The sequence below is a fragment of the Aquabacterium sp. genome (assembly GCF_016234775.1).
GTDB lineage: Bacteria > Pseudomonadota > Gammaproteobacteria > Burkholderiales > Burkholderiaceae_C > Aquabacterium.
In genome coordinates this window covers 24,345-44,750 of the sequence record NZ_JACRAH010000036.1, presented here as the reverse complement: position 1 = coordinate 44,750, position 20,406 = coordinate 24,345, and the positions used below count along the sequence as shown (strand labels likewise).

General features: G+C 62.6%; 17 protein-coding genes. 14 read left to right on the top strand and 3 right to left on the bottom strand.

The features are described from left to right. The first annotated feature begins 3 nt into the window (after positions 1–3). The 4 genes from HY836_RS10320 to HY836_RS10305 all read left to right on the top strand — a co-directional run bounded on the left by HY836_RS10320 (position 4) and on the right by HY836_RS10305 (position 3,585). A complete protein-coding gene (locus HY836_RS10320; protein WP_290676067.1) occupies positions 4–555 on the top strand; it encodes a PEP-CTERM sorting domain-containing protein in 552 nt (183 codons plus the stop codon). A gap of 135 nt (positions 556–690) precedes the next feature. Then, positions 691–1,758 carry a putative solute-binding protein gene (locus tag HY836_RS10315; protein WP_290676066.1) on the top strand — a complete coding sequence of 356 codons (1,068 nt, stop codon included), beginning with the start codon at positions 691–693 and terminating at the stop codon, positions 1,756–1,758. Between the two features lie 211 nt (positions 1,759–1,969). Further along, positions 1,970–2,785 (top strand): dienelactone hydrolase family protein, encoded by an 816-nt coding sequence (locus HY836_RS10310; RefSeq protein WP_290676065.1) that lies wholly within the window; start codon positions 1,970–1,972, stop codon positions 2,783–2,785. 104 nt (positions 2,786–2,889) lie between these two features. After that, positions 2,890–3,585 carry a lipase secretion chaperone gene (locus HY836_RS10305; protein WP_290676064.1) on the top strand — a complete coding sequence of 232 codons (696 nt, stop codon included), beginning with the start codon at positions 2,890–2,892 and terminating at the stop codon, positions 3,583–3,585. Here HY836_RS10305 and HY836_RS10300 read toward each other — a convergent pair whose 3' ends face one another. Then, positions 3,586–4,629: an AraC family transcriptional regulator gene (locus HY836_RS10300; RefSeq protein ID WP_290676063.1), complete on the bottom strand. Its 1,044-nt coding sequence runs from the start codon at positions 4,627–4,629 to the stop codon at positions 3,586–3,588. Between the two features lie 111 nt (positions 4,630–4,740). Here HY836_RS10300 and HY836_RS10295 point away from each other — a divergent pair, with 111 nt between their 5' ends. Beyond that, a complete protein-coding gene (locus tag HY836_RS10295; protein ID WP_290676061.1) occupies positions 4,741–5,577 on the top strand; it encodes a prohibitin family protein in 837 nt (278 codons plus the stop codon). A gap of 257 nt (positions 5,578–5,834) precedes the next feature. After that, a complete protein-coding gene (gene dapA, locus HY836_RS10290; RefSeq protein WP_290676059.1) occupies positions 5,835–6,704 on the top strand; it encodes a 4-hydroxy-tetrahydrodipicolinate synthase in 870 nt (289 codons plus the stop codon). Here dapA and HY836_RS10285 read toward each other — a convergent pair. After that, complete coding sequence (locus HY836_RS10285) at positions 6,691–8,535, bottom strand: ABC transporter ATP-binding protein/permease (RefSeq protein WP_290676057.1); 1,845 nt, start codon at positions 8,533–8,535, stop codon at positions 6,691–6,693. The genes dapA and HY836_RS10285 overlap by 14 nt on opposite strands. Before the next feature lie 56 nt (positions 8,536–8,591). Here HY836_RS10285 and HY836_RS10280 point away from each other — a divergent pair, with 56 nt between their 5' ends. Both HY836_RS10280 and HY836_RS10275 read left to right on the top strand, forming a co-directional pair. Continuing rightward, positions 8,592–9,014 (top strand): acyl-CoA thioesterase, encoded by a 423-nt coding sequence (locus tag HY836_RS10280; RefSeq protein WP_290676055.1) that lies wholly within the window; start codon positions 8,592–8,594, stop codon positions 9,012–9,014. 69 nt (positions 9,015–9,083) lie between these two features. Beyond that, entirely contained in the window at positions 9,084–9,818 is a 735-nt protein-coding gene (locus tag HY836_RS10275) for a 2OG-Fe dioxygenase family protein (protein ID WP_290676054.1), read from the top strand. A 12-nt stretch (positions 9,819–9,830) separates the two neighbouring features. Here HY836_RS10275 and HY836_RS10270 read toward each other — a convergent pair whose 3' ends face one another. Further along, positions 9,831–11,144: an NAD(P)-binding domain-containing protein gene (locus tag HY836_RS10270; RefSeq protein WP_290676053.1), complete on the bottom strand. Its 1,314-nt coding sequence runs from the start codon at positions 11,142–11,144 to the stop codon at positions 9,831–9,833. A gap of 176 nt (positions 11,145–11,320) precedes the next feature. Here HY836_RS10270 and HY836_RS10265 point away from each other — a divergent pair, with 176 nt between their 5' ends. Genes HY836_RS10265 through ccmB form a run of 6 tightly spaced genes read left to right on the top strand, consistent with a single transcriptional unit; the run spans position 11,321 to position 20,404 of the window. Next, positions 11,321–12,244: a hypothetical protein gene (locus HY836_RS10265; protein ID WP_290676052.1), complete on the top strand. Its 924-nt coding sequence runs from the start codon at positions 11,321–11,323 to the stop codon at positions 12,242–12,244. 27 nt (positions 12,245–12,271) lie between these two features. Continuing rightward, entirely contained in the window at positions 12,272–14,260 is a 1,989-nt protein-coding gene (locus HY836_RS10260; protein WP_290676051.1) for a cytochrome c3 family protein, read from the top strand. Then, positions 14,160–16,637 carry a cytochrome c3 family protein gene (locus HY836_RS10255; protein ID WP_290676049.1) on the top strand — a complete coding sequence of 826 codons (2,478 nt, stop codon included), beginning with the start codon at positions 14,160–14,162 and terminating at the stop codon, positions 16,635–16,637. Before HY836_RS10260 ends, HY836_RS10255 begins: the two co-directional genes overlap by 101 nt. Before the next feature lie 20 nt (positions 16,638–16,657). Then, positions 16,658–19,138, top strand: a complete 2,481-nt coding sequence (locus HY836_RS10250) for a tetratricopeptide repeat protein (protein WP_290676048.1) — start codon at positions 16,658–16,660, stop codon at positions 19,136–19,138. Between the two features lie 10 nt (positions 19,139–19,148). Beyond that, complete coding sequence (gene ccmA / locus HY836_RS10245) at positions 19,149–19,742, top strand: cytochrome c biogenesis heme-transporting ATPase CcmA (RefSeq protein WP_290676046.1); 594 nt, start codon at positions 19,149–19,151, stop codon at positions 19,740–19,742. Positions 19,743–19,747: 5 nt separating this feature from the next. Then, the gene (gene ccmB / locus HY836_RS10240; RefSeq protein WP_290676044.1) at positions 19,748–20,404 is read left to right on the top strand and encodes a heme exporter protein CcmB; all 657 of its coding nucleotides are present in this window, start codon (positions 19,748–19,750) and stop codon (positions 20,402–20,404) included. The last annotated feature ends 2 nt before the right edge of the window (positions 20,405–20,406 follow it).

The following is a 20,406-nucleotide window of genomic DNA, read 5'->3' as shown; positions in this document are numbered from 1 at the left end:
ATCATGAAAATGCATCACACCCTGATGGCGTCCATCGCCCTGCTCGCTGCCTTTGCCACTCAAGCTCAGACGGTGTCCGTCAACCCCATCCACACCGATGTCAACCTGGGTGACAGCTTCTCTGTGGACATCCAGGCCGCCGGCTTCCCCGACAAGATCTTCGGCGGGGGCTACAACCTGGCGTTCGACCCCAGCATCCTGCAACTCGATGCCATCACCATCCCGGCATCGTGGGAGTTTGCCAAGTCAACCGGCCTGCTCGACCCCGCATCAGGCACCGTCAGCGACATCTACTTCAACACCTTCGTGGCGCCGATCAAAGGTGATTTCCTGACCGCGAGCTTGACGTTCAAGGCCATTGGCGCGGGCACCTCGGCCATCACGCTGAGCGAGTCACCCTCCTTCCCCTTCGGCAACGAGTTCGGGGACCCGGTGGCGATCAGCTACGTGAGCGGCAGTGCCACGGTCACCGCCGTTCCTGAACCATCGAGCCTGGCCTTGTTGATGGCAGGACTGGGCGGCATGGCACTGGTCACGCGCCGTCGTCACAGCTGATGGCGCATTGAGGCCAGGCGGCATGCGGCGCCGGAAGGCGACATCTGGCGCCGCATGGAAGGGCTTTCGCGACGCGAAGGCCCTTTTTGTCGCTTTCCTCTCGACGTGCCTCTGCGCTTCCATTAGGGTGGCAGCATGACTGCCATCCCCCCATCATCGTTGCGCCGGACCACCTCATGCCTTGCCCTGATTGCGGGCCTGTGCGCGCACGCAGCGTGGGCCGCGCCGGTCGCAGAGCCCAAGCTCTGTGTGTTTGACCTGCAAGGCGCCAGTGGCGACATGTTCAACGCCACCAAGGACTACGCCCTGGCCATGCAGGCCAAAGCCCCCCCCCTGGTGTTGAAGTCGTATGTGGATGAGCGCGTGGCAGCCGATGACTTCCGAACCGGCCAGTGTGACGCCTTGCTGGCCACTGCCTTTCGCACCCGCGCTTTCAACCCGGTCACCGCAGCCACCGACTCCTTCGGCGCCGCGCTGATCCTGCGCCAAGGCAAGGTGGACCATGCCGCAGGCCACGAGGTGATCCGCACCGCCAGCCAGATCTTCAACTCACCAGGCGCGTCCAGCTATGTGGTGCAGGGCAAGTACGAACTGGCCGGGCTCATCGACGTGGGTGCGGTGTATGCCGTCGTGCGAGACAGGCGCATGAACACCCCCGAGGCCATGGCGGGCAAGAAGATCCTCGCCTTTGACCATGACAAAGCCCAGGCCGCCTTGATTCAGAAGGCCGGGGCACAACCTGTCAACGCCGACATCACCAACTTTGCCAACAAGTTCAACAACGGCATGGCCGATATGGCTGCCGCGCCGGCCATCGCCTTCAAGCCACTGGAGTTGCTCAAAGGCATGGGGCCCCAAGGTGCAGTCAGCCACTTCCCCTACATGATCGTGAGCTACCAGCTCATCATCGACCGCACACGCTTTGCACCTGGCTTTGCCGAAGCCTCCCGCCAGTACTGGCTGAGCCATTTTGACGAGGTTCTGGCGCGCGTCAACAAGGCCGAGGCCGAACTGCCCGCCTCCGTCTGGATGGAACTGTCAGCAGAGAACACGCCCAAGTACGCCGAGTTCCTCAGGCAGACCCGTGTTGAACTGATCGACCAGGGCATCTACAACAAGCAAGGCCTCAAGCTGCTCAAGCGCATCCGCTGCAAGATCAACCCGGCCGACGCGGAATGCACCATGCCGACAGAGGTCAACTGAGCCCTCATCGGCAAGGCATACAACCCTTTCGGTCTATATCGATACCCCCAGCAGGAGATACCCGCACTTGGCGTGCAGAGACAAGCCTGCCGCGCTCAAAGTAAAGAATCATCTGTTGTCCTTCAGAACAATGCGGTCACTCGTTCAGCCCGCCTGGGAATGAGCGACACCTCCGCTGACCTCTATTGATCACTGAAAGGAAGACAAGATGATGTCCATGAAACACACGCTTGGTGCCATCGGCCTGAGCCTGGTTGCCCTGTCCGCCCACGCCGTTCAGAACGGCCCCACCCCCACCCTGGATGCGCTGAAGGCCGATGGCCCTTATGCCGTGTCTTCGCAAACAATCAAGGGCAATGGCTTCGGCGCGGGCACCGTTTACTCACCCAACACGCCCGGCAAGTACGCCGTGGTGGCCGTGTGCCCTGGCTTTGTCTCGGCTGAAAGTTCGATGACGGCCATCAGCAAGCGTCTGGCCACGCACGGCTTCGTGGTCGTGACCATTGCCACCAACACCCTGTTTGACTTCCCATCCAGCCGCGCCACGCAACTGCTGGCCGCGCTCAAGACAACGACGGCACTGACCACCGGCCCCGTAGCCGGCAAGATGGACACCTCGCGCCAGGGCGTGTCGGGGTGGTCCATGGGTGGCGGCGGCACGCTGGAAGCGGCAAGCTTGACGCCGGGCCTTGTCTCCGCCGTGGCCTACGCACCGTGGCACACCTCGACCACGAAGATGAAGGCCAACAAGGTGCCAGCGGCCATCATTGGCGGTTCTTCTGATGTGGTGGCATCGGTCTCCGGTCACTCGCAGAAGTTCTACGACGCCATCCCGGCCACCACACCCAAGATGCTGCCGGTCATCAATGGTGCTGATCACTTCTTCCCCACCAAGGCCAGCGAGCCGGCCAGCTACAGCAACATCTCCTGGACCAAGCGCTTCGCCGATGGCGACACCCGCTACAGCCCGTTCCTCAATGGCCAGGATGCAGCCCTGTCGAGCTTTGTATCGAACGGCCCCTTCTGACGGGATTGTGATGGCTTGAGCACCTGACCTGGTGCAAGCTGGAGACCGGCGCCCAACTGCCCCGGTCTCCTTTTTCATGGCGCGTGGCCAAGGAGATTCTCAAGGTGTCACAGAAGAAGTGGTGGCTGATATCAGCCCTGATCGCCGCCCTCATGGCAACAGGCTTGTGGAGCCTGAGCCCCACCACATCCCCCCGTGAATCGCCCCGCACCCTGGATGGCGTCGCATCCTGGTTCGGGCGCGGCAGCCCGACGCCTGCTCAGCCCGCATCCGATGCGACCAGCGCCGGCCTTCAACGCACAGAGGCCATCAAACCGGCCACTCCTCTGGACACCATGATCCTGCCCATATTCAGAGCCACAGCCAAGGGCAGCCTCGCCATCGATCAGCAAACACGGCTGGATGTCGAGCGCATCTATGCACTCTTCCCCCGCGACGAAGCCCGGGCCAAACTGGAAAGCCAGTCCAGCGAACTGCCCGATCAGGCACGACGCGAACTCAAGGACCTGTTCCAGAAATATGCGCAATACGCGCAAGCCGTCACGCAGACCTTCCCGCCTGAACAAAACACAGGCGCACTGGACGATGCCACCCGGCAGTTCAATGGGCTCAAGGATTTGCGGCGTCAGTACTTTGGCGAAGAACTGGCTCAAAACCTGTTTGGCGAAGAAGAAAAGACCGCGCAAGAGTTGCTGGAATTGATGCGCAAACAAAGCGACCCCAAGCTCTCGCTGGAAGAAAAGGCCGAGCAAGCCCAGGAAGACTGGCAGAAGCGGCCGCAGCGGACCAACAAACCGTGATCAGGCCTTGGGCAGCGGGGATGCGCGCCGGAAAGCACCAGGCGACACACCCGTCCAGCGCTTGAACGCCCGATTGAAACTCGCGTGATCGGCAAAGCCCAGCATCCCGGCCAGTTCGGACAGGGTTACCGTGGTCATGCTCAGGTAGTGCTCAGCCTGCGCCCTGCGGACTTCATCGACCATCAACCTGAAGTTGGCGCCCACCTCTTCCAGCCGCCGCTGCAAGGTCCGCGAGGGCATCTTCAAGGCCGCAGCGATGTCTTCCAGGCTGAGCTCACCCGAATCCAGCCGACTGCGGATCAAGGACTGCACCTTGTCGACCAGACGATCCTCCTGTCTGGACAGTTGCTCCAGCTGCTTGAGGGCCTGGCTCTGCAGCAGGCTGTGGCTGGAGGTATCACGCGACACGATGGGCAGGTCGACACATGAGGCGTCACCCCACATGGCGTCCTGCTCCTGATCGAAGCGCACGGCGCCACCAAAGATACGGCGATACGGGGCCACATCATCCGGCGCCGGCCCCTCAAAGCTGGCATCGAGCTTGAGTGTGGCCTGCCCCGTCAACCAGCGCAGGCGCAAGGCCCAGACAGACAAGGACAAGCGTGCCAGACGCCTGGATCGCTCGCCGGAAGTGGCACTCAAACGCAAATAAAAACGGGCGCCGTCCAGCCCTCGGTCCACCCGGTACACATCGTTGAGCAGGTGGTGAAAACGCTGCAGCAAGGCGGCCATCTCGACCACCGTGCCGCTGGTCATCAACGTGAAACCCAGCAAGCCGGCATGCCAGGGCTTGAACTGCTCAGCCAGTTGCGGCACCAGATCGGGCATCTCCAGCAAGTGCTCAACCTGATCCATCAAGGCATGCCACTCCGCCAAGGTGCATCGCGCCAGGGGATCAACTTCATCCAGCAGCCGCAAGCAATCCGGATTCAAGTTCATCAACAGATCTGGCCTGGCCTGCTGCAACTGGCTCAGCAGCATGCGCGCATACGTCACGTGCAGCGTGCGCGGTGCATGAAGTGGCGACGAGGTTCGGATCAGCATGAGCCGCATTCTTGATCGCAATTCATTTGACGCCAATCGGTATGATCACGGGTTTCATCCGCGAACCTGGGCCGTGCCAGAATCATCTGCAAACAGATTGAAGGAGGCCTCATGCCCGTTATTGATAACTTCCCCAGCCACAATCAGAGCCTGATCCGCAAGGTAGCGGCAACCGGCTTCGTCTTGTTCGGCCTGTACCTGCTGAGCCCTGTCGTCGTGATCACAGCGGGCGATCGGGGCGTGATGACCACCTTCGGCCGCGCCGAAGATCAGGTCTACGCGCCGGGCATCCACTTCCGCATCCCCCTGGCGCAATCCATGCACATGATGGACGTGCGCCTGCAAAAGGGCGAAGGCGAAGGTGACGCGGCCTCCAAGGATCTGCAGTCCGTGCACACCCGCATTGCCATCAACTACCACCTTGATCCCAAGGAAGTGGTCACGGTGTTTCGCAACATTGGCCCCAGCGCCGATATCGCGGCCGACCGCATCATCATCCCCGCCGCACAGGAAGCCGTGAAGGCTGTGACAGCTCGCTTCACAGCGGAAGAACTGGTGTCGCGTCGCACGGAAGTGCGCGATGCCATCGGCGCCTTGCTGCGTGAAAAGATGCAGCGCCACGGCCTGCTGCTCGACGAGTTCGCGATCGTCAACTTCGCCTTCTCCAAGTCGTTCGCGGAAGCCATCGAAGCCAAGGTCAAGGCCGAGCAAGAGAAACTCAAGGCCGAACGCGACCTGCAACGCATCGAGGTGGAGGCCAAGCAGAAGGTGGCCAGCGCCCGCGCCGAAGCCGATGCCCTGGCCTTGCAACGCCAGCAGATCACCACCGACCTGCTGGCACTGCGCCGCATCGAAAACGAGCGCGAGGCCATTCGCAAGTGGGACGGCAAGCTGCCCAACGTGACGGGTGGCACGGTGCCCTTCATCCAGGTGGATGGCAAGCACTGAGACTTTCCCCTAGAATGCACGGCATGGACATCCGCCTGAACGCCTCCAACTGCCTTCGCGCCAGCGAAGGTGCAGGCGTGTCCAGCAAAGCCAAAAAACAGCCGCTCGTCTGACCGGGGCAGCTGCTTCCGTCAGATGAGCGACGGAAACAGCCTGCAAACGGTTCAGGGCTTTGGCGCCCCACCCCACCAGACATCTCCCTCGCCATCCGGACGGTTCTTCAAACCGGTCGTTTGTTTCGCGTGGGAATCTCATTCATGTCTGACCTTTCAGGGATCTGGGTGGCCATCGTCACCCCCTTTCACAACGATGCTGCGCACAGCGTGGATCACGCGGCGCTGCGCCGACTGGTTCAGCACCTGCGGCAAGCGGAAGTCACCGGCCTGGTCGCGCTGGGCAGCACGGGCGAAGCCGCGGCGCTGGACGATGCCGAACAGGATGCCGTGCTCAACACCGTGCTGGACGCGGCCCAAGGCCTGCCCGTGATAGCCGGCCTGGCGGGCAACCACGTGGGCCATTTGCATGCGCGGCTGACCCATCTGAACACCCTGCCCTTGCACGCCGTGCTCAGCCCAGCCCCCTATTACGTGCGCCCCTCTCAAGCGGCACTGGTTCAGCATTTCAACGATCTGGCGGATCGATCACGCGCGCCACTGGTGCTGTATGACATCCCCTACCGCACCGGTGTGGCAATGGACCTGCGCACCATCCTGACCCTGGCCGATCACCCCCACATCATCGGTATCAAGGATTGTGGTGGCTCACTGGACAAGACCCAGCAGTTGATCGCTGATGGCCGTCTGCAAGTGCTGGCAGGTGAGGACGCGCAGATCTTTCACAACCTGTGCCTGGGCGGCGCTGGCGCCATCACGGCAGCGGCACAGGTGTGCCCGCAGGCCTTCATGGCGATGTTCAAGGCACTCCAATCGGATCAACTGGTTGAGGGTCGGCAATGGCATCACCGTCTCAGCCCGGTGATTCGCGCGCTGTTCGCCGAACCCAATCCTGCGTTGATCAAGGTCGCCTTGTCAGCACAAGGCCTGGGCACGCCAGCTGTGCGGTCTCCATTGCTATCCGGCAGCGAATCGGCTCAGCAAGCCTGCCTGGAGGCCATCAGCCGGCTGTAGTGTGCTCACCGCCTGCTTGCTGCAGACGCCACATCTGCGCGTATTGGCCATTGGCGATCATCAAAGCGGGGTGCGTGCCCCGCTCGACGATGCGGCCATGCTCCATCACCAGGATCTCGTGGGCATGCACGATGGTGGACAGGCGGTGCGCGATCACCAGCACGGTCTTGCCTTGCGCCACTGCAGACAGCTCGGCCTGAATGGCCCGCTCGTTGGCGGAATCCAGCGCCGACGTGGCCTCGTCAAACACAAGGATGGGCGGGTTCTTGAGCAAGGTGCGGGCGATGGCCACGCGTTGCTTTTCGCCGCCCGATAGCTTCAGGCCCCGTTCACCCACCATGGTGTCGTAACCCTTGGGCGTGTGGCTGATGAACTCGTGAATGCGCGCTGATTGCGCCGCCGCGATCACTTCATCATGCGTGGCCTCTGGGCGACCATAGGCGATGTTGTAGGCCACCGTGTCATTGAACAGCACGGTGTCCTGCGGCACGATGCCGATGTTGCGCCGCAGGCTGTCTTGTGTGAGGTGCTGGATGTCATGGCCGTTGACCGTGATGCGCCCCCCCTGCACGTCATAGAAGCGATAGAGCAAACGTGCAAGGGTGGACTTGCCCGATCCTGAAGGCCCCACCACCGCCACCGTCTGACCGGCCGGGATCTCGAAGCTCACGTCATGCAGGATGGGGCGAGCCGGGTCATACGCGAACTCGACATGATCAAAACGCACGGACGGTGGGTGATGGGGGCCGTCCTTGAGCAGCAAGGGTTTCGCATCAGGCGCATCGGCCACTTCGCGATCACGCTCCATCAAGGTGAACATCTTGTCCAGATCCGTCAGGGCTTGCTTGATCTCGCGGTAGATCACACCCAGAAAGTTCAAGGGAATGTAGAGCTGGATCATGAAGGCATTGACCATAACCAGATCCCCCACCGTCATACGACCTTCGACCACGCCATCGGTTGCGCGCCACAGCATGGCGATCAGGCCGATGGCGATGATGGTCTGCTGCCCCGTATTGAGCAGAGACAGGGTCTGCTGTGTCTTCACACCAGCCTGGCGCAGACGCTCCAGCGCTTCGTCATAACGGCGGGTTTCGAAGTCTTCGTTGTTGAAGTACTTGACGGTCTCGTAATTGAGCAGCGAATCGATCGCACGCGAATGCGCCTTGGAATCGAGCTCGTTCATCTCACGCCGAAAGCGCGTGCGCCATTGCGTGACGGTCACCGTGAAGGCGATGTAGACCACCAATGCCGCCAGCGTGATCCAGGCAAACATCATGTCGAACTTCGTACCCAGCAGGGTCAGCACCAGTGTGACCTCGATCAGCGTGGGCACGATGCTGTAGAGCGAGTACGAGATCAGTGAGTGCACGGCGCGCGTGCCGCGCTCGATGTCGCGGGTCATGCCGCCGGTCTGGCGCTCCAGGTGAAAGCGCAGGCTCAAGGCATGCAGGTGCGAAAACACCTGCAGCGATATGCTGCGCGCGGCACCTTCGGTGGCCTTGGCAAACACCAGTTCTCGCAACTCGGTGAACAGCGAGGTCGACAGCCGCAACAGCCCGTAGGCCACCAGCAGGCCAACCGGCACGGCCAGCATGACCTGGGCGGCACTGGGATGGGGCGCCAGCTTGTCCACCAGGTTCTTGAGCAGCAAGGGCACGCCCACATTGGCCACCTTGGCGCCGATCATGAAAGCCAGCGCCAGCACCACGCGGCCCTTGTAAGCCCACAGATAGGGCCACAGGCGGGCCAGGGTGTCACGGTCCGAACGGGGGCTATTCGTGCCGGAGTTCGGGTTTTCGGGAACGGGTGCGTGTGCGAAGCGGCGCATTTAAGGAACAATGCTTTGTCTGATGTTGTAGAGGTCGATTGTCGACCGGATTGCCCATGACCGTATCCCCATCCCCGAACACCCTGCTGACGCCGCCCGATTTGCACCCGGAAATGGAACTGGTCATGCGCGTCATGCCCATGCCCGCCGACGCCAATGGCAACGGCGATATCTTCGGCGGCTGGATCATGTCCCAGGTGGACCTGGCAGGCTGCGTGCTGCCCGGGCGCATCTCGCGCGGCCGAATCGCCACCATCGCCGTCAATGAGTTCGTTTTTCGCAATGCGATGTCGGTCGGTGACCTGCTGACGCTTTATGCGCGTGTTACCCGCATTGGCAACACGTCGATCACCGTCCACGTCGAGGCCTGGGCCGAACGCCGCCCGTCGGACCCCATCCTGGTCAAGGTCACCGAAGCGAACCTGACCTATGTGGCCATCGATCAGAACGGCAAGCCACGCCCTGTTCGTCCTGCTTGACCGTTGACCGTTGACCGACCTCAAGCCCTGCCACCAGGCGGGGCGCCGCATTCATGCGAGGATTGCGGGATGGATGCCTTGAACCCGAATTCGCTGGATCAGGTCCCTGCCACACTGCGCAAGCAGGGCTGGGCCGTGATCAACGCCGCCACCCTGCTTGCCGCGCTGCACACCGATCTGGCCACCGCCAATGCCGTGCATGCCAGTTGGAACGACCTCCCACCTGATCAACACCTGCGTGATGGCGGCCATTACCGCTTTCGCCGTCACAGCTGCTTCCGCCTGGACACCGCCACAGGCGAACTGACCCAGACGCCCCACCGCGCGCACTGGCAGCCGGTGACCTACAACGCCCTGCACGGTGGCTTCGAACGCATGTTCCAAGCCATCGAACCAGCCATCTGTGCCCACCCCGTGTGGCAAGCCCTGCTCAAACACCTTGGCGGCTTGCTGGCCGAAACCAAGCCTGTGCCGACCTGGTTCATCGAAGCCCACCAGTTCCGCGTGGACACGACCGGCGGCATCGGCCGCCCCACGCCCGAAGGCGCCCACCGCGATGGCGTGGACTTCGTGGCCGTGTTGATGCTGGAGCGTCACCAGGTCAAAGGCGGTGAAACGCGCGTGTTCGAAGCCGATGGCCCGCATGGCGTGCGCTTCACGCTGACCGAACCCTGGAGCACCCTGCTGCTCGATGACGAGCGGGTGATCCACGAGTCCACGCCGATTCAGCCGATTGGCGAACACGGTTGGCGCGACACGCTGGTGCTGACCTTCAGGCAGCAGGCGTTTCAGGATCCAACCTGAGTGGCCAGCCGCTCAGGCGGTGCCGTACTTGGTCTCCATGCGTATGCCGATGGCCTGCAACAAAGGCGTCGGCAGCACGCCGCCTGCGCAAATGATCACGCCGTCATTGCGCAAGGTCTGCTCGCCATCCTGGGTGCGCAGCACCACGTGATCGTCTTCAATGCGCAGCACCTGTGATTGCAGCCACACCAGGATGCGGCCCTCGTCCTGCAGCTGCTTGAGCTGCTGGCGATTTTTCTCCTTCACGCGCGAAAAGGCCTGACTGCGGTAGGACAGCGTCACCTGCGAGCCAGGTTGTTGCGCCAGGTCGATGACGGCCTCCATGGCGCTGTCGCCCCCGCCCACCACCAGCATGCGCTGGCCACGGTATTGCTCGGCGTCGATCAGGCGGTACACCACCTTGCTGCGCTCCTCACCGGGTACATCCAGCTTGCGGGGCGAGCCCCGTCGGCCCAAGGCAAGCAACACGGCTTTGGTGTGGTGCTCGCCCTTGCTGCTGCGCACGATGAAGCTGCCGTCCGCTTGCGGGTCGATCCCTTCCAGGCGCTCGCCGAACTGGAAGCTCAGGCCGGTCTTGCCGACCACGTCGTGCCAGAAGCTCAGCAAGGCCTCCTTGGCCACCTCGGTGCCCAGGCTCATGCTGCCCACCAGGTCCAGTTTGGCTGGCGCCGTCATCACCACCTTCTTGCGCGGGTAGTGGTACACCGTGCCCCCCAACGAATCCTCCTGCTCCAGGATGCGGTAGCGCAGCTTGTGCTGCAAGGCGCTCAAGCCCGCCGAGATGCCGGCCGGGCCAGAGCCCACGATGACCACATCCAGCGGCGCATCGGCGCGGCTTTCTGCCACACGCTGGCGCACGCCGTTCATGGCCTGGCGACCTTGCTCCGTGGTCTTGCGGATCAGCCCCATGCCGCCCAGTTCGCCAGCAATGAAGATGCCGCGCACATTGGTCTCGAACTCCTTGCTCAGCACGGGAATCTCGACCCCGCGCTCCGAGGTGCCAAAAACCAGTGACAAGGCCTGACTCGGGCAGGCCGTGACACAGGCCCCATGCCCGATGCACGCAGACGCATTCACCAGTGTGGCCTTGCCGTCCACGATGCCCAGCGCCTCCTCCGGGCAGGCCTTGACGCAGGCGCCGGAGCCAAAACACCGAGTGGGATCGACCACCGGGTGCAGAGAGGCGGGCTGGTTCAGGCCAGCCTGGCTGGCCTCCGCCAGCGCAGCCGCATCCGCCTTGCGACGGCGTTGCCTCAGCACCAGGTGCACACCCACGGCCAGGGCAGCAACACCACCATACAAAGTCAGGTAAGCAGGAATCAACATGGGACAACAAGGCAGGCAACAACACACCGAAGCAGACTCGATCCGGATGATGGCTTCAACCGGATTTCATGTAAGCGATGTTAAACGTGTGCAAATTGCACATTTTCAACCATACACTGTCGATAGAATTTTTTGCACCGCCCGAACGGGCCGTCAAGCAGTGAAATCGGGCCCCCATGAGCGCCACAACCTCCACCGTCACCCCTGGCGCCACACCACCTGGGCGCAGCACGCTCGGGCAACAGGCACCGCAGGTTCAGGCGCGCTTGCGCACTGACCTGCTCATCTACCTGTCCATCACGGCGCTGACGCTGGCGGCGTGGTGGATCTCGGCCCAAGGCTGGTTCACTTCCTGGTCGCAAACGGGCTACTGGCTGGGCGTGGCGGGCGGTGTCTCGATGCTGCTGCTTTTCACCTACCCCCTGCGCAAGCGCTGGCGCGTCACCTACAGCTGGGGCGCCTCGAAGTACTGGTTTGCGGCCCACATGGTGCTGGGCATCCTGGGGCCCTGGCTGATCCTGCTGCACTCCACCTTCCACATTGGCTCCACCAACGCCGCCGTGGCGCTGTTTGCCATGATCATCGTGGCACTCAGCGGGGTGATCGGGCGCTTCCTGTATGTTCGCCTGCATGCCGATCTGCGCGGCGAAAAAGCCACCCTCGCCAGCCTGCGTAGCGCCATGGGCCAGGAACAACAGGCCGCAGACACCCAGTTCCAGAGCATGCCCGGCGTGCTGCAGGCCATGCAGGCCTTCGAGCGGCAAACCCTGGTTGATGGCGCCAATCAGGGAGCCCGGCACCTGTGGCGTTTGTTCGTGCTGCCCATCCAGCGCCAACGCGTGGCCCAGCAATGCAAGGCCGACGTCAAACAGTTGATCAAGCAGGCGGTGGCCGACAAGAAGTGGAGCAAGCAACAAGCGCTCACCCGCTACCGCAGCTGCTGCGAGCAGATCGACAGCTACGCCTTGTCGGTGCAGCGTGCCGCCCAGTTCCAGACCTTCGAGCGCTTGTTTTCCATGTGGCACGTGGCGCATGTGCCCTTCGTGTGGATCATGGTGCTGTGCGCGATCTTCCATGTCGTGGCGGTGCATGCGTATTGATCCGCTCGACCTGATCAGGCCTTGGTGATGCCCCGGAATCCAAAACGCTGGCTGCACCTGGGCCTGCTGCTGCTTGCCTTGCTCCTGCTGGTACTGGGCGGGCCCGCCCATGCGCAATCGATCGAATCGGTGCTGGCGCCGGGTGATGTCATCAGCGGCCACGCCAAGGTCGAACATGAATGCGCCAACTGCCATGTGCGCTTCAACCCAAAGGGCCAGGACGCCCAGTGCGTGGTCTGCCACAAGGAGGTCGGCCAGGACATGAAGGCCCGTACAGGCTTCCATGGCCGCCAGAAGCCCGACGCCACCTGCCGCAACTGCCACACCGACCACAAGGGGCGCCAGGCCCGTATCGTGGCGCTCGACACCAAACGCTTTGACCACAAACAGACGGATTACCTGCTTAAGGCCAAACACCTGGATGTGGCCTGCGACAAGTGCCACACCAGCAGCAAGAAGTACTGGCAAGCCGCCGGCGAATGCCTGAGCTGCCACAAGAAAGACGATGCACACAAAGGCGGCATTGGCGGCAAGTGCTCGGACTGCCACAGCGAAATCGGCTGGAAAACCACCGACTTCGACCACGGCAAGAAGACCCACTTCGCGCTGGAAGACAAGCACGCCACCAAGGCCAAGTGCGATGACTGCCACGCCAATGGCCGCTTCAAGGACACGCCCAAGACCTGCGTTGCTTGCCACAAGAAGGAAGACGAGCACAAAGGCCAGTTCGGCGGCAAGTGCGAGACCTGCCACGGCGCCAAGTTATGGAAGGCCATCGACTTCAACCACGACACCGACACCTCTTACGCCTTGCGCGGCAAGCACCGCAAGACCGCCTGCACCGACTGCCACACCGGCCCGCTGTACAAACAGAAGCTGCCCGAGCCATGCTGGGATTGCCACAGGCAGGACGACAAGCACAAGGAAAGTCTGGGCAAGGACTGCGCCTCCTGCCACAGCGAAAGCGGCTGGAAAGACCCGCCTCGTTTCGACCACGACAAAACGCGCTTCCCGCTGCTGGGCAAGCACGGCAAGGCGAGCTGCTCGGACTGCCACAAGAGCGCCATGTACAAGGAGGCGCCCATGGACTGCTTCTCGTGCCACAAAAAGGATGACAAGCACGAGGGCACACTGGGCAAGACCTGCGTGGATTGCCACTCCGAACGCGACTGGCGCGCCACGGCGGGCCGCTTCGACCACGACAAGACCCGCTTTGCCTTGCGCAATGCCCACGCTCGCAGCCAGATCAGGTGCAGCGACTGCCACAAGGGCGACCTGAAAGCCTTCCGCAACACCGCGATGAGCTGCTTCGCCTGCCACAAGAAGGACGACAAGCACGAAGGCACACAGGGCCAGCAATGTGAGCAATGCCATGGCGACAAGGACTGGAAGGCGACCGTGTTCGACCACGGCAAGACACGGTTCCCCTTAACCGGTAGCCATGGACGTGTTGAATGCAAAGATTGCCACGTAACAAAGCGTTTCAAGGACGCGCAGCGCGAATGCGTCGCCTGCCACCGAAAAGACGACCAGCACAAGGCCCGTTTGGGTACCCGTTGCGAGAGTTGCCACAACACCCGTCACTGGAAATCCTGGGACTTCAACCATGCCCGGCAAACAAACTACCCACTAACCGGCGCCCACCGCACCGTGAAGTGTGAAGCGTGTCACACCCAGGCAGCCCCCGCCGGCAAGGCGGTTGCCGAAACAGGCCAACGCTGCATCGACTGCCACCAGAAGGACGACACCCATGACGGCCAGTTTGGCGGGCGCTGCGAGCAGTGCCACAGCACAAAAGACTGGAAACAACTTGAAAAACACTCGGTGCTACAGCAGGACGGATACCGTACAATAAATGTGCAGTTCTCACATTTTGCAGTTGGCAGTAGAAGTAGGTCGTCCCCGCCGTTGACTCATGACACCCTCCCCGCACGCTCACACCTGGTACCGCGAGGCAGCGTTCTTGCTGCTGCTGGTCATGTGCGTGGTGCTGGGCGTGGTGCCGGGGCGGGCTGAAGCCCAGAGCGCAGCCAACAGCAAGTTCGATCATTTCAAAACCGGGTTCCCGCTGAATGGCGCCCACGCCACCCAGCGCTGCGAAAGCTGCCACACCAACGGCATCTTCAGAGGCACCCCCAGAGACTGCCAGACCTGCCACACACAGGGCTCGCGTCAGGCCAGATCCAATGTGGTGATACCGCCCACCCACATTCCGACGAACTCGTCGATGCAGGGCTGCGACAGCTGCCACGGCACGCAGTCCTTCAGCAATCCGCGCTTCAGTCACACCACAGGCATCCCGCCCGGCACGGCGTGCCAAACCTGTCACGATGGGGTCCGCACCCAAGGCAAATCCGGCAACCACATCGCCACGCGCGCCAGTTGCGACTCCTGCCACAACACCCGCAACTGGAACGGCGCCAGGCCCGATCACCGTGGCTTCAACAGCAGCACCAACTGCGCGTCCTGCCATAACGGCGCGACCGCCAGCGGTAAGGCAGCCAACCACATCCCTGTCACGGCCAATTGCATCAGCTGCCACAGTGTCAACAGCTGGAAGCCCACCAACTGGAATCACACACAAACGCTGGTCGCGGGTACCTGCTCGACCTGCCACTCCGGCTCGTTCGCGCCAGCCAATGGCCGCCCGTTCAACCACATCCCATATCAATCGCTGGCGGGTGCCGCCATCACCAACTGCGACACCTGCCACAAGGGTGGCTACAGCAGCTGGAACCCGGGCCGCTTCCACGCCAATGTCAGCATCGTCGGGCAATGTGCATCGTGCCACCTGACGTCGGCCTATGGGCTGACCAGCAAGCCCAACACGGCCACGCACAGCACGGTCACAGGCGGTTGCGAGTCCTGCCACAAAACCAGTGGCTGGGCTGGGGCCAAGGTGAACCACAGCCTGTTCAATGCGAGCACACAGTGTGCAAGCTGCCACAACGGCAGTGCGGCCACAGGCAAGTCCGGCAGCCACATCCCCGTGACCGCCAATTGCTACAGCTGCCACAACACCACGGGCTGGACGCCCACCAAGTGGAACCACACGCAGGTCACCGTCACAAATGCCTGCTCGACCTGCCACTCGGGTGCCTTCCCGCCGGCTGACGGGCGCCCCTCCAACCACATCCCCTATCAATCGCTGGCGGGTGCCGCCATCACCAACTGCGACACCTGCCACAAGAGTGGCTACAGCAGCTGGAACTCCGGCCGCTTCCACGCCAACGTCAGCATCGTCGGGCAATGTGCTTCGTGCCACCTGACAGCAGTCTATGGACTGACCAGCAAGCCAGCCAACGCCGTGCACAGCACCGTGACCGGCGGCTGCGAGTCCTGCCACAACACCAGCCGCTGGGCAGGCGCCAAGGTGAACCACAGCCTGTTCAATTCGACCACGCAATGCGCTAGCTGTCATAACGGCAGTGCAACCACGGGCAAGCCTGGCAGCCACATCCCGGTGACCGCCAACTGCTACAGCTGCCACAACACCACCGGCTGGACGCCTACCAAGTGGAACCACACCCAGGTCACCGTCACGAACGCCTGCTCGACCTGCCACTCCGGGGCCTTTCCACCTGCAGACGGCCGCCCATCCAACCACATCGCCTACCAATCGCTGGCGGGCGCTGCCATCACCAATTGCGACACCTGCCACAAGAGTGGCTACAGCAGCTGGAGCCCGGGCCGCTTCCACGCCAACGTCAGCATCGTTGGCCAATGCTCGACCTGTCACTTGAGCGCCGCCTATGGCCTGACCAGCAAGCCCAACAATGCCGTGCATGCGGGCATCAGCAGCGGCTGCGAGTCCTGTCACAAGTCCACCGCGTCATGGAGCAACGTGGTCTACACCCACGCACCGACCAATGCCGTGGGCACGGGCACCTGCGACAACTGCCACAACGGCAGCACGGCTACCGGCAAGCCCGGCAACCACATCCCCCTCCAGGTCGGGGGCGTGAAGTGCGACAGCTGCCACAAGTCCCAGCAAGCCTGGGCTACCAGCGTAACCACCAATCACACTGCCATGAGCGCGCAGTCTTGCAAGACCTGCCACACGCCAGCGCATGCGGGCTGGGGTGCCACCGCCAAGCCCAACAACCACATCCCTGAAGCGCAGTTGCTCAACGGGGTCAACATGGACTGCAAGGCGTGTCACACCAGCACCAACCCGGGCGGTTTCGGCACCGCCGTGATGAACCACAACAACAGCATGGGCAGTGGCTCGGGCTGGTGCTATGCCTGCCATAACGCCGGCACCGCCTACCAGGGCTCCATGGAACGCAAGTCGCTGACACACCAGCAAAGAACAGGTGTCACCGATTGCTCTCAATCCGGTTGCCATCGGCCTCTGGGCAACAAAGGCAACACCTATCGCAACTGGGACTGATACCCGTATCCCGTATGACCATGAAGTCCACCCACCGCGCCAGATGGCTGGCCACCCTGCTTGCGCTCCCCGCCTGTTCGCTGCTGCACGCCGAAATGCTGGATGAGGTTGATTTGCGCCGAGAGGGCAACCATGCCGTCGTGCAGATCCGCCTGAGCACGCCAGTGAGCGTCCTGCGCACCACCGCGTCGCGAACCCGGGACCTGACCCAGGCCTACTACCAACTTCGTCTGACCGATATCGACCCGGGCTTCGTGGCAGGCGAGCGCCGTATCGTCAAGGTGGATGGTCTGCCTGTCATCACCATCTCCGACGAGCCCGTTCGCACGGACAAGCTCGACGACATCAACCGCCGCCTGGTGATCTCGTTCAGCCAGGCCGGCAACTTCAAGGTGCGCGCCGGCAAGGGCGACCGCAGCATCGAAGTCGTGCTCGAGGGTCTGGGCTCGGCCGTCAAGCCCATCACCGGTAAAGCACAGGAAGAGCGGATGCCCAGTCAGCGCTACGTGATCGCGCTGGCTCGTTCGGCTGACCCCAAGCTGGAAATCGATGCGCCCATCCCGCAATCACTGCAGAACTACCAGGTGTTCACGGCTCGCCGGGTGGTGGACGGCAAACAGGTCCACGAAATGGATCTGGGCTATTTCAGCACCCTGGCAGAGGCGGAAGCGGCGATGAAACAACTGTCGCGCTTTCCCGCCGCGGTGATTGTCAAGCTGGGCGACGCCACTGCCAGCAAAGCATCAGCGCCAGGCCAGGCGACAGCGCCCGCTGCCACCGCCGATCAGCAAGCCCGCGACCTGCTGGATCAATCGCGCCAGGCCTACGAACAACAGAAGCCGGAAGAAGCCATCAGGTTGCTCAACCAGTTGCTCGATCTGCCGGCCACCGCCGTCACGCCGGATGCGCAGGAGTTGCTGGGCATGGTGCGGCTGTCTCAGGGCGAACAGGCCAAGGCGCAGGCGGAGTTCGAATCCTATCTCAAGCAATACCCCAGCGGGCCTGGCGCAGAGCGTGTCAAAGGCTTGTTGGCCGGGATACAGCCTGCCGATCTGAAGCTGGTGCCCACCATCGAGTCCATCAAGACACCGGAAGGCGCGATCACCACCACGGGCTCTATCTCTCAGTACTACTACGGCGGCAAGTCCACCACGGCCACACAAGCCGTGCGAGACACGGATGGCACGCTGCTGTCAGCGGACGAGATCAACAACCGGAGCAAGGCGCCCATCAGCACGACCGATCAGCGCCTGCTGTCCACCAACGTCGACACCACCTGGCGCTCCCGCGACGCTGACCGTGACATCAAACTGGTGTTCCGCGATCAGTTCGACTACAACATGCTCAGCGATGCCCAACTCAAGGGCAAGTCCCGCGACCGCAACCGACTGAACGCCGCCTACTTCGACTACCAGGGGCTCAAGAATGGCTTGCGTGGCAGACTGGGTCGCCAATCTGCCATGTGGGGCGGCGAAGGCCGCTATGACGGCGCCTCAGGCAGCTACGCTTTCAGGCCCAAGTGGAAGGTATCGGCCGCGGCAGGCCAACCGACGGACAAGCTGGGTGCAGCCAAACGGCAGTTCTTCGGCACCTCGATTGACGCCGATGCGCTCACGCCTAATATGGGTGCCTCCCTGTTCGTCCTGCAGCGCAACATCGATGGCGAGGTGGACCGTCGCGCAACGGGCGCCGACCTGCGTTACTTCACGCAGAGCTCGTCATTGATGGCCTCCACGGACTACGACGTCATCTTCAAGAAGATCAACGTGGTGAGCCTGCAGGGCACTTACACGGCGGAGGACAACACGACGGTCCTGGCGACCTATGAGCGCCGCAGCCTGGCGCCCGCATCGCTCAGCCAGACCTTGTTCTTCCAGTACCAGGAGTTCACGGACGCGGGCATCATCCCTCAAACCATCACCGATCTGAAGAACCGGGGCTACACCGTCGATCAGTTGAGGGAACTGGTACGCGCCAACACGTCTTACTGGACACACTCGATGCTGTCCGTCACGACGCCGGTTTCGCCGCAATGGCAGACCGGTGCCACACTCGATTTCAATCGCACAGGCGCCATCGCCCCCAACGCCGTCTTGCCGCAAGGGCAGGCCGCCAGCGGTCTGTCCAAGACCTTGAGCCTGCTGGCCATCGGCTCCAACCTGTACTCGGCACGCGACACGAATGTGTTCACCGTTTCGTTGATGCGGGGTAAGCAGATCAAAACCTACATGCTCAACTACAACAACATGACGCCACTGACAGATACCTGGCAGCTGGAGCCCGGTCTGCGCTGGCAACGCAACATCAGCCAGGACACCACAACGGGACTGAACATCACCACGGTAGCATGGGGCCCCGGTTTGAAGGCATCATTCAAGCCTCGGCCCTCCGTCACGCTGGAATCCAACCTGAATGTGGATTACACGCGCACCGAAGGCGTGGCCAACAACGACCAAAGCACCCGCTACACCTACTTCCTTGGCTACCGCTACGACTACTGATCACACTCCGGTGCACCTGCACGCCCAGGATCTGGCCTGTCGGCGCGGTGGTCGGCTGCTTTTTGCACATCTGCACATGGCGGTCATGCCTGGCCAGCTGCTGTGGGTGCGCGGGCCCAATGGGCAAGGCAAGACCAGCCTCTTGCGGCTGCTGGCGGGTTTGTCACAAGCCGCCGACGGCCAGATCGACCGCCCCGTGCCCCTGGCCTACATCGGTCACCAGCATGGGCTCAAGGACGACCTCAACGCCATCGAAGCTCTGAGCTTCCTGCTGCGCCTGCACGATCTGCCCTTTGACGATCAGACCTGCACCGAGGCGCTGACCCACATGGGTGTGCACAGGCAACGGCTTTCGCCTGTGCGTACCTTGTCACAGGGGCAGAAGCGCAGGGTGGCCCTGGCTCGGCTGTGTCTGTCTGCCTCCAGCAAGCTCTGGATCCTGGACGAACCTTTTGACGCGTTGGACGATCAAGGCATCACCACGCTCAACAAGTTGATCCAGCAGCACTGTCAGAACGGGGGCGCCGTGATCCTGACCAGTCACCAGGCGCTGTCCCTGCCTGGGGCCATCGAGCTGGACCTCAGTCTGGTGCGGAAGGGTTGAGCAGCATGTGGCCTTTGATCCTGCGAGACTGGAAGCTGGCCATGCGCCGCCGGGTGGAGGCCCTGCTGCCCCTGGTGTTCTTCATCGTGGCGGCCAGCCTGTTCCCCCTGGGTGTGGGACCGGAACCCCAGACGCTGCGCACCATCGCCCCTGGCGTGGTGTGGGTGTGTGCACTGCTGGCCTCGCTGCTGTCCCTGGGCAGCCTGTATGGATCGGACTTTGCAGATGGCAGCCTGGAGCAGATGCTGCTGTCTGGCCAGTCACTGCCGGGCCTCACCCTGGCCAAGGCCATGGCGCACTGGAGCATCAATGGCCTGCCCCTGGTGCTGGCATCGCCCGTACTGGGCCTGCTGTTCGACCTGCAAGGAGGACAATTGGCCACCCTCGTGCTCAGCCTCCTGCTGGGCACGCCGGTCCTCAGCCTGCTGGGTGGCGTGGGCGCGGCCCTGACGCTGGGCCTGCGCAGCGGTGGCATGCTGATCGTGCTGCTGGTGCTGCCACTGGCCGTGCCCGTGCTGATTTTCGGGGCGGGGGCCGTGGTGGCGGTCTCTGCGGGGCTCTCGCCGGAAGGCCACTTGTCCCTGCTAGGTGCGCTGTTGCTACTGACCTTGTTGGGCGCCCCCTGGGCGACCGCCGCTGCGCTCAAGATTGCACTGGATTGATG